This window comes from Bacillus sp. P4_D3, from assembly GCF_056401855.1.
Genome location: NZ_JBFUIN010000095.1, coordinates 1 through 10,229, shown reverse-complemented (window position 1 = coordinate 10,229; position 10,229 = coordinate 1). Strand labels below are relative to the sequence as shown.

General features: G+C 36.8%; 12 protein-coding genes. All 12 read left to right on the top strand.

All coding sequences use genetic code 11. From position 1 onward, the window contains the following. Window positions 1-488 (top strand): chorismate synthase (locus AC1DTM_RS12810; RefSeq protein WP_477000308.1); only part of this gene is annotated, 488 nt, incomplete at its 5' end. Beyond that, entirely contained in the window at window positions 488-1,573 is a 1,086-nt protein-coding gene (gene aroB / locus AC1DTM_RS12805; RefSeq protein ID WP_246908554.1) for a 3-dehydroquinate synthase, read from the top strand. The genes AC1DTM_RS12810 and aroB, both read left to right, overlap by 1 nt. Before the next feature lie 116 nt (window positions 1,574-1,689). Then, the gene (hisC, locus tag AC1DTM_RS12800) at window positions 1,690-2,802 is read left to right on the top strand and encodes a histidinol-phosphate transaminase (protein WP_016104331.1); all 1,113 of its coding nucleotides are present in this window, start codon (window positions 1,690-1,692) and stop codon (window positions 2,800-2,802) included. 157 nt (window positions 2,803-2,959) lie between these two features. Next, the gene (aroA, locus tag AC1DTM_RS12795; protein WP_002158587.1) at window positions 2,960-4,234 is read left to right on the top strand and encodes a 3-phosphoshikimate 1-carboxyvinyltransferase; all 1,275 of its coding nucleotides are present in this window, start codon (window positions 2,960-2,962) and stop codon (window positions 4,232-4,234) included. A 107-nt stretch (window positions 4,235-4,341) separates the two neighbouring features. After that, a complete protein-coding gene (locus AC1DTM_RS12790; RefSeq protein WP_016104332.1) occupies window positions 4,342-5,604 on the top strand; it encodes a tetratricopeptide repeat protein in 1,263 nt (420 codons plus the stop codon). A gap of 73 nt (window positions 5,605-5,677) precedes the next feature. Next, window positions 5,678-6,214 (top strand): ReoY family proteolytic degradation factor, encoded by a 537-nt coding sequence (locus AC1DTM_RS12785; protein WP_002086615.1) that lies wholly within the window; start codon window positions 5,678-5,680, stop codon window positions 6,212-6,214. Window positions 6,215-6,367: 153 nt separating this feature from the next. Beyond that, window positions 6,368-6,823 carry a YpiF family protein gene (locus AC1DTM_RS12780; protein WP_477000307.1) on the top strand — a complete coding sequence of 152 codons (456 nt, stop codon included), beginning with the start codon at window positions 6,368-6,370 and terminating at the stop codon, window positions 6,821-6,823. A gap of 144 nt (window positions 6,824-6,967) precedes the next feature. Further along, window positions 6,968-7,480 carry a menaquinol-cytochrome c reductase iron-sulfur subunit gene (gene qcrA, locus AC1DTM_RS12775; RefSeq protein ID WP_477000306.1) on the top strand — a complete coding sequence of 171 codons (513 nt, stop codon included), beginning with the start codon at window positions 6,968-6,970 and terminating at the stop codon, window positions 7,478-7,480. Then, window positions 7,481-8,155 carry a menaquinol-cytochrome c reductase cytochrome b subunit gene (qcrB, locus tag AC1DTM_RS12770; RefSeq protein WP_000932700.1) on the top strand — a complete coding sequence of 225 codons (675 nt, stop codon included), beginning with the start codon at window positions 7,481-7,483 and terminating at the stop codon, window positions 8,153-8,155. It abuts the gene before it with no gap. 43 nt (window positions 8,156-8,198) lie between these two features. Continuing rightward, on the top strand, window positions 8,199-8,966 hold the full coding sequence (qcrC, locus tag AC1DTM_RS12765) for a menaquinol-cytochrome c reductase cytochrome b/c subunit (protein ID WP_002158583.1): 768 nt from the start codon (window positions 8,199-8,201) through the stop codon (window positions 8,964-8,966). Between the two features lie 121 nt (window positions 8,967-9,087). Further along, a complete protein-coding gene (gene lhaT, locus AC1DTM_RS12760; RefSeq protein ID WP_033714683.1) occupies window positions 9,088-9,678 on the top strand; it encodes a lipoprotein heptaprenylglyceryl N-acetyltransferase LhaT in 591 nt (196 codons plus the stop codon). Window positions 9,679-9,703: 25 nt separating this feature from the next. After that, a partial coding sequence (locus AC1DTM_RS12755; protein ID WP_477000305.1) for a TIGR01906 family membrane protein occupies window positions 9,704-10,229 on the top strand: 526 nt, incomplete at its 3' end.

The window sequence follows — 10,229 nt, the reverse complement described above, 5'->3', positions numbered from 1 at the left end:
TCGGAGTAGGTAGCTATGTACATTATGATAGAAAATTAGATGCAAAATTAGCAGCGGCAATTATGAGTATTAACGCTTTTAAAGGTGTTGAAATTGGAATTGGTTTTGAAGCAGCACATAGACCCGGAAGTGAAGTACATGATGAAATCCTTTGGGATGAAGTGCAAGGATACAGAAGAAAAACGAACAATGCAGGTGGATTAGAAGGTGGCATGACAACTGGTATGCCGGTTGTTGTGCGCGGTGTTATGAAACCGATACCGACATTGTATAAACCGCTTCAAAGTATTGATATTGATACGAAAGAACCTTTTACAGCGAGTATTGAACGTTCAGATAGTTGTGCAGTACCGGCAGCTAGCGTTGTGGCTGAAGCTGTTGTCGCTTGGGAGCTCGCGACAGCTTTAATTGAACAATTTGGATTGGATCGTATCGATCTTATACGTGAAAATATTGAGAAACATAATGAATATGCGAGGGGATTTTAATGGAGAACATACATATTCAAACGAAATCAAAAGAATATGATGTACATGTTGGAAGGGAGGCGTTGTCACACTTAACAACGCTTATTCAAAAAATGAATCCTGCAGTATCTAACATAATGATCATTTCTGATGAAGCTGTTGCATCACTGCATTTACAGACAGTTGTTGATGCATTGCAAGTAGAGCAAAAAGTATTTTCGTTTGTTGTACCGAGTGGCGAAAAAGAGAAGTCTTTTGAAAATTTCTATGAGGCTCACACTTCGGCTCTTGAAAATAAATTAGATAGAAATTCTTTAATCATCGCACTTGGAGGCGGAATGATTGGAGATTTGGCTGGATTTGTTGCCGCGTCGTTTATGCGTGGTATTCGCTTTGTTCAAGTTCCAACGACTTTATTAGCTCATGATAGCGCAGTAGGCGGGAAAGTAGCAATTAACCATCCACTAGGAAAAAATATGCTTGGAGCGTTTCATCAGCCAGAAGCTGTTGTATATCATACGCCATTTTTACATTCACTTCCTGAAAAAGAGTGGCGATCAGGTTATGCAGAAGTGATAAAGCATGCTCTTATTGGTGATGTAGAGCTATATCATTGGTTAAAAGAAGAAGTGCAAACGTTAACGGATCTTCGTGATGAAAAGTTAATTCATATATTAACGAAGGCGATTCCTGTGAAAGCGAATATTGTGTCGCAAGATGAAACAGAAAAAGGTGTACGTGCCCATTTGAATTTTGGGCATACGTTAGGACATGCTCTTGAAAAAGAGTTAGGATATGGGAATATTACTCACGGTGATGGAGTAGCGGTTGGCATGCTATTTGCTATGTTTTTAAGTGAGCAAGTGTACAAAGTTGATCTTTCTTATGAAGAAATGAAGCAGTGGTTCTTGAAATACGGTTATCCAAAAATGCCAAGTGACTTGAATGTAGAACGTCTCGTTCAGTTGATGAAACAAGATAAAAAAGCAAATGCTGGAACAATTCATATGGTGCTTATGCAGGAATATGGGGGAGTGAATGTCGTATCTATTTCAGATGAGACTGTTCATATTGCGTTAGAAGCATTTCAAAAGGATATGGTGTAAAAAGTCATAGAACAGGTATGAAATGCATATTTAAAGGTATTCTCGTAATGGTGACGGTTATGATTAAAGATGACAGTAAGACATTATAAATCATATCAATGACTGGGGGAAGAAAAGTGAGAGTAAAAGAGCAATTGTTAACTTTGAGAGCATATGTACCTGGGAAAAATATTGAAGAAGTAAAAAGAGAATATGGATTGTCAAAAATTGTGAAGTTAGCATCGAATGAAAATCCGTTTGGCTGCTCTGCGCGTGTGACAGAAGCATTAACTTCGTTAGCCAATCAATATGCACTCTACCCGGACGGGGCGGCTTTTGAGCTTCGTGAGAAAGTAGCAGAGCATTTAAGTGTAAAAGCGGAACAACTTTTATTTGGTAGCGGGTTAGATGAAGTCATTCAAATGATTAGTCGCGCTTTGCTACATAACGGAACAAATGTTGTAATGGCGAATCCTACGTTCTCACAATATTATCATCATGCTGTTATTGAAGGAGCGGAAGTTCGGGAAGTACCACTTGAAAATGGTATTCACAATTTAGACGCAATGTTACAGCAAGTAGATGAGAAAACGAAGATTGTATGGATTTGTAATCCGAATAATCCGACAGGTACATATGTAGAAAAACAAAAATTACTTTCATTTTTAGAATCAGTTCCAAAGTCAGCGCTCGTTATTATGGACGAAGCATATTATGAATATGCTGGGGCAGAAGATTATCCGCAAACATTACCCCTTCTTGAAAAGTACGAAAATCTTATGGTGCTACGCACATTCTCAAAAGCATATGGATTAGCTGCTTTTCGTATTGGATATGCGATTGGGGATGCAAAGCTTATTGGGCAGCTAGAGGTAGCAAGACTACCATTTAACACATCAACTATCGCCCAAGCGGTAGCAGTAGCGGCAATAGAGGATCAACAGTTTTTACAAGAGTGTGTGAAGAAAAATGCCGAAGGATTAAATCAATATTATGCATTTTGTAAGGAATATAACGTATTCTACTATCCATCTCAAACGAATTTCATTTTCTTGAAACTCGGTATACCTGGTAATGAAGCTTTCGAACGATTAATGAAAAAAGGATATATCGTTCGTTCTGGTGCAGCATTTGGTATGCATGATGGTATTCGTATTACTGTTGGATTAAAAGAAGAAAATGATGAGATTATTGAATTACTTACGGAACTTGTAAAAGAACAAGTGAAGAAAGAAGAAACGTATTCTTAAGAAATGGTGAAGGCTCCTGTAACAGGAGCCTTTTTCATTTGAACTGCAATAAGGGGAGTTGTTTGCACGTTCAAGAAAGAAAACGTTACAATAGAAGTAGACGTATAAGAAGAACTATTGTACATATAAACTATTTAAAATGTGAGGAGGATACAGTTTGAAACTAGTAGGACGAAAAAATAGTTTGAATGGGAAAATTGTTGTTCCAGGAGATAAATCTATTTCACATCGCTCTGTTATGTTTGGAGCGATAGCGGAAGGGACGACGAAAGTATCAAATTTTTTATTAGGAGAAGATTGTTTAAGTACAATTGCATGTTTTCAAAAACTAGGTGTCCAGATTGAACAGAGTGGGAACGATGTCACGATTTATGGTAAAGGATTAGCAAATTTGCAAGAACCGAAAGAAGTATTAGATGTGGGAAATTCAGGGACGACTATTCGTCTTATGCTTGGAATTTTAGCAAATACGCCGTTCCATAGTACGATAATTGGGGATGCATCAATTGGAAAACGTCCTATGAAACGTGTTACAGACCCGCTTAGTAAGATGAATGCTCAAATTGATGGTAGAGAAAACGGACAATATACACCTTTATCTATTCGCGGTGGTAAGGTAAAAGGTATGCATTATCATTCACCAGTAGCGAGTGCACAAGTGAAGTCAGCAGTTTTACTTGCGGGTTTGCAAGGGGAAGGCGTAACTACAGTAACAGAGCCTATGCAATCTCGTGATCATACGGAAAGAATGTTACGTGCATTTGGTTGTACCGTAGATGTTAATGGACGGACCGTTTCATTACAAGGCGGACAACAACTTAAAGGTGCAGACATAGAAGTTCCAGGAGATGTTTCTTCGGCGGCATTTTTCTTAGTAGCWGGTGCAATTGTCCAAAATAGTAAGCTTGTATTGGAAAACGTTGGTTTAAATCCGACGAGAACAGGGATTTTAGATGTATTAACAAAGATGGGTGCACTTATTTCTATCAATCATATTAGAAATGAAGAGTTTGAGCCGTGCGGAGATATTACGATTGAAACATCTAAACTAAAAGGAATAGAAATTGGTGGAACTCTTATTCCAAGATTAATTGATGAAATTCCTGTAATTGCTTTATTGGCAACGCAGGCAGAAGGAATTACTGTTATTAAAAACGCTGAGGAGTTAAAAGTAAAAGAAACAAACCGTATCGATACGGTTGTAGATGAATTAGGCAAATTAGGCGCGAAGATTGAACCTACACCAGATGGTATGATTATATATGGTAAACAAAGTTTAAAAGGAAATACTGTTAATAGTCACGGCGATCATCGTATTGGGATGATGCTTGCAATCGCATCGTGTATTATAGATGGAGAAGTGAAAATAGAGAATAGTGATGCGGTCGCTGTATCGTATCCGAAATTTTTCGAACAATTAGCTGCGCTATAAGAGCAAATATAGGAAGAGGTAGTTCACTCAAAAGGTTGCGTTCTTACACCTAGTTGCTTATGATAAATGAACAGAAGAGAATATTTTTTGAATTAAAGGAGACGTTTATGCAAAAGTTTGAACAAGCTGTTTCTTATATTGAAAACGGTGAAGCCGAAAAAGGATTACAATTATTAAAAGAACAACTACGAGTTGCTAATGATGAAGAGAAGTATGATATCGCTCGTTACTATCATACACTTGGGTTTATGGATGAGGCGTTAGCAATTATTGATGATTTACGCTTGTTATATCCAGAAGAAAGTGAATTTACATTATTTTTAGCAGAATTATATATTGATTTAGATAAAGAAGATGAAGCGATTGAAGTGCTTCATGATATTCCAGAAAATGATGATCTATATGTTCAATCGCTATTACTTGTTGCAGATTTATTCCAAATGCAAGGTTTTGATGATGTAGCAGAACAAAAACTATTAAAGGCGAAAGAAATGATGCCAGACGAACCTGTTATTACGTTTGGATTAGCAGAATTATATAGTAGTAAAGGTGAAGAGAAAAAGGCGATCACTTATTATGAATCGTTACTAGCAGAACATAAAGTTATGGGCGGTGTTGTCATTGCGCTTCGTCTAGCAGAAACTTTAAGTGCTATTGGAAACTGGGAAGAGGCAATCTCTTACTATGAGGCGGGGTTAGAAGAGCAAAAAGATATTCACTCACTATTTGGATATGCCTTCACATTATACCAAGGGGAAGAATATCAAAGAGCAATTGGTGCTTGGCAAGAATTAAAAGAATTAGATCCTGAGTACGCATCGTTATACATGTATTTAGCGAAAAGCTATGAAAAAGAAGGCATGCTTCAAGAAAGCTATGAAACACTTCAAGAAGGAATTAAAGTAGATGAGCTTTCTGTTCCTTTCTATGTAGAATTAGCGAATATTGCGGCGAAATTAGGTGAAATAGCGGAGGCAGAAGAAGTGCTTCAAAAAGCGCTGGAGCTAGATCCGGGACATTTAGGTGCGACATTAAAATATGCGTATATCTTAAAAGAACAAGAGAAATACGAAGAGCTAATTGCAGTTGTAGAGCGTACAATTGACAGTGGAGAACCAGATACACAACTACTTTGGGATCTTGCATTTGCAAAAAAACAATTAGAAATGTATTCGGATGCATTAAAACACTATGAAAGTGCATATACTTCTTTTAAGAATCATCCAGATTTCTTGGAAGAGTACGGTTATTTCTTATTAGAAGAAGGAATGCGAAAAGAGGCGAAAGAAGTATTTACGCAGTTAATACAACTAGACCCGACACAAATTCATATTGAAGAATTGTTATATAATTTAGAGGATTTTTCGTAAGTTGGAAGGAAACTGAATGCCGCTTCTTGAATCTAAAAAGAAAAGAGCAAGACAGAGGAGGGACTTAATCGCTATGAATACCCCTGTTTCTGTAAACGAGAAGAAGGATTTTGTAAAATGGTTTTTGAATAATTACCAACTGAAACAGCGTGAATGTGTATGGATTTTGAATTATTTAATGAGTCACGATCAATTAATGCATAAAGTCCACTTCGTAGAACATGCAAAATATTGTCCGCGTGGCTTAGTAATGTCAGCGAATTGTGTGAAAGACACACCGTTTCACTTTTTTAAACAAAATGTAATGACAACAGATGCAGAAAAGTCGTTTCATGATATTCGTTTGAATCGAGATGAGGATATTTATATTCAGCTTAATTTTAAATCATCGTTCCAAAATGCAAACTATGTAGCTGTATTAGAAGAAAATCCATATTTGCCAAAGCATATTGAAGTGAATGAAAAAGATCGATTGCTTGCAGAACGATTTTTAGAAGAAAGTGTATTCTCATTTAGAAGAGAGCGTCTTTTGAAACAAATTGATGAAGCTTTGGATAAGCAAGATAAGGAAGCATTTCATAGGTTAACAGCAGAGTTAAAAATTTTATAGAATTCATTTTGATTATGTAATCTTTACGAATTTCAGACTTTTTAAGAAAAACTACTTAATAATAGGTAGTTTTTCTTTTTTTACCTCTTTTAGTATGGTTTAATATATATAAAGTGAAAGTTCTGTCATTTACGGTGAAGGAGGGGAGAAAAGGTGAAATGGATTGTAAAAGATGTGGAACAGTTTGAGCAAGCGAGGGAGTATGTAGATACAGGGATTATCCCCCTTTTGTCTATTTCGGCAGCAAAAGAAATGAAAGTGGTTGTAGAGCAAGGTGAATTTATTGAGGCTTTGAGTATGGAGTTTGAAAGGGAGTATAAAGGAAGAGTGCTTTTACTGCCCGCATTTACGTATTTGGTAGAGAGCCAAAAGAATGAAAAAGACCGTTTGCAAGAATGGACAGATCATTTGCAAAGGCAAGGTTTTAAGCATATTGCCTATGTGACAAGTGATTTTTCATGGAAAGAAGATATGCAAGAGTTGCAGGGTGATTTATTTTGGTTTCCATCGTTATCATTAGAGCAATTTAGTGATCAAGCGAAAAGGGAAGTTATTCGTGCTCACATAAAAAATATTATGKTAATGTTGGAAGAAAAATGGATAAGGTAACAATAAACAGAAAGTTCTTATTATTATGAGTAGTATGATATTGACCTATACAAGAGGGTATTATATCATGATAGTGTCCTAGTATTTATTTTTTATATAATTTTTTCACGAGGGGACAATTTCTGATAGAGGGGGGAAATTTTCGTGAGCGAGAAAGAACATCGTGTGTCAAGAAGACAGTTTTTAAATTACACACTTACAGGGGTAGGAGGCTTTATGGCGGCGGGTATTTTAATGCCGATGACGCGGTTTGCGCTTGATCCGGTGTTAAGAAAAGAAGCGGGAACAGATATGGTTGCTGTTGGACAAGTAAAGGATATTACAACAGAGCCGAAGCGCTTCGATTTTAAGGTGAAGCAGGTTGACGGATGGTACAAGTCTGAAGAGCCAAAATCTGCTTGGGTGCATAAAGATGAAAGCGGAGACATTGTTGCGTTTTCTCCAGTGTGTAAACATTTAGGTTGCACAGTGAACTGGAATTCGGACAAAGCACATCCTAATCAATTCTTTTGCCCGTGTCACGGGGGACGTTACACAAAAGATGGGATGAACATTAAAGGCACACCGCCTCTTKCTCCACTTGACGTATACGAATCCAAAGTAAAAGATGGAACACTTTATTTAGGAAAAGCGAAGCCAAAAGGGGGTGCAAAGTAGATGCTAAATAAAATTTATGATTGGGTGGACGAACGTTTAGATATTACACCGATATGGCGTGATATCGCTGATCATGAAGTACCTGAGCATGTTAACCCGGCGCATCACTTTTCTGCATTCGTCTACTGCTTCGGAGGACTTACCTTTTTCGTTACTGTAATTCAAATTTTGTCTGGAATGTTTTTAACGATGTATTATGTGCCTGATATTAAAAATGCTTGGGAGTCGGTTTACTATTTACAAAATGAAGTGGCGTATGGACAAATTGTTCGTGGTATGCACCACTGGGGTGCCAGTCTCGTAATTGTAATGATGTTTTTACATACACTCAGAGTTTTCTTCCAGGGTGCGTATAAAAAGCCTCGTGAGTTAAACTGGATTGTTGGTGTTCTTATTTTCTTTGTTATGTTAGGTCTTGGTTTTACCGGATATTTATTACCGTGGGATATGAAAGCTTTATTTGCTACGAAAGTAGGGATTCAAATCGCAGAGCAAACGCCGCTCATTGGTCCTTATATTAAAACATTACTCGCTGGTCATTCTGAAATTGTTGGCGCTCAAACATTAACTCGCTTCTTTGCTATTCACGTCTTCTTCTTACCAGCAGCACTTCTAGGTTTAATGGCCTTCCACTTCATCATGATTCGCAAACAAGGTATTTCCGGTCCGCTATAAGAGATTGCTAAATTAAAGGGGAAAGAACAAAAGGAGGGAGATTATGCATCGCGGCAAAGGGATGAAGTTTGTAGGAGATTCTCGGGTACCGGTAGCTCGGAACCCAAATATTCCAAAAGATTATTCTGAATATCCAGGGAAAACAGAAGCGTTTTGGCCGAATTTCTTGTTAAAAGAATGGATGGTTGGTGCAGTTTTTTTAATCGGTTATTTATGTTTAACAGTGGCGCATCCGTCACCGCTTGAGAGAATGGCGGATCCTACAGATGCAGGATATATACCACTTCCAGATTGGTATTTCTTATTCTTGTATCAGTTATTAAAGTATTCGTACGCTTCAGGCTCATTTACTGTAATTGGTGCGTTTATTATGCCGGGGATTGCGTTTGGAGCGTTACTATTAGCTCCGTTTCTAGATCGAGGCCCAGAAAGAGCGCCATTGAAGCGTCCTGTAGCAACAGGGTTTATGCTTTTAGCAATTGCATCGATTATTTTTTTAACTTGGGAATCTGTAGCACACCACGACTGGGAAGCTGCAAAAAAACAAGGAGCAATTGTAAAAACAGCACCAGTTGATAAAAATGATGACGGCTACAAGTTAATGCAAAAAAATACTTGTTTAACGTGTCATGGTGACAATTTACAGGGCGGGGCGGCAGCACCGGCTTTGCAAAACTTAACTTTAAAACCAGAAGAAATCGCTAAAATTGCGAAAGATGGAAAAGGTTCAATGCCTAAAGGGGTATTTAAAGGTACAGATGAGGAACTGAAAAAGCTTTCGGAATTCGTTGCAAAGTATAATAAAAAATAATAGAAAAGCTGACTACAAAATCTGTAGTCAGCTTTTTATTTTGATGACGGAAAGTTTGCTATATAATAGAGTAGAGTTCGATGAAAGAATTACTTTGTTTGAAAGGTGTTGGACATACAGCTTGGTTTACTTGTATGCAATGTTAAGGCAACGTTCGGTACTATTATTTTTATTGGTTGTTAACATATTAGGTACAATTTACGGATTCATATGGTATGGAAATCAATTAAAAGAAACCTCACCTATATTTTGGCCGTTTGTACCAGATAGCCCTATGGCGAGTCTCTTTTTTGTCTTTGTTTTAATTGCTTTTTTGATGAAGAAGAACTGGGGGTTAATAGAAGCGTTAGCGATAGTTACTTTAATAAAATATGGTGTTTGGGCTGTTGTTGTAAATGCAATTACGATTTATGTAAAAGGTCCTATTGGCCTTATGGGATATATGTTAATGTTATCTCATTTTGCGATGGCAGTGCAGGGAATGTTATATGCTCCGTTTTATCGGATAAAAAAATGGCACTTCACTGTAGCTGGCATATGGACATTACATAATGATGCAATTGATTATTTATTTTGGCAAATGCCGAGATACGGGATTATGCATTTGTTTGTAGAGAAAATTGGTTATTTTACGTTTTGGTCAAGTATTGCTGTACTGTGTATTACATATTATTATTGTTTACGTGAGAACCGAAAACAGTTTTCTTTATGATGATGAGGACATTTAGGGGGAGAAAATGAAGAAAAATAAGAGTGGTATAAACATATTGGATCGATTGATCACTTTAGTAGTTTCCTATAGCATAGCATTTTCTGTTTTCGCTCTCGCGGCAACGATAGTTGTATATGGAAAATGGTTGTATTATTTAGAAATTGATTTTTTAAATATTCCAGATTTAGCGGATATGACGAAAGATGAAATTAAGAGAAACTATGACGTGCTTATTACATATTTATCGCCGTTTTATGAAGGTGCATTACAATTGCCGACATTAGATATGTCCACAAATGGCCGCATTCATTTTGTGGATGTTAAAAATATTTTAGTAAAGATTCAATATATAATGTATGGAACGATTGTAATTGCTGTATTAGGAGGAGCGTATTTATTAAAAAAGAAAAAAGAAAAGTTTTTACTTCACGGAGCGATTCTTACAATTATTTTTCCAATAGCTCTTACGTTACCAATTGCTATTAATTTTGAAAAGAGTTTCGTATTATTTCACAAGCTTTTATTTAGCAATGATTATTGGATGTTTGATA

What these genes read in the sequence shown, in the direction of transcription:
- qcrB (WP_000932700.1), top strand. Translation starts at nt 7,481, where the DNA reads ATGCTAAATAAAATTTATGATTGGGTGGACGAACGTTTAGATATTACA.
- aroB (WP_246908554.1), top strand. Translation starts at nt 488, where the DNA reads ATGGAGAACATACATATTCAAACGAAATCAAAAGAATATGATGTACAT.
- qcrC (WP_002158583.1), top strand. Translation starts at nt 8,199, where the DNA reads ATGCATCGCGGCAAAGGGATGAAGTTTGTAGGAGATTCTCGGGTACCG.
- AC1DTM_RS12790 (WP_016104332.1), top strand. Translation starts at nt 4,342, where the DNA reads ATGCAAAAGTTTGAACAAGCTGTTTCTTATATTGAAAACGGTGAAGCC.
- AC1DTM_RS12785 (WP_002086615.1), top strand. Translation starts at nt 5,678, where the DNA reads ATGAATACCCCTGTTTCTGTAAACGAGAAGAAGGATTTTGTAAAATGG.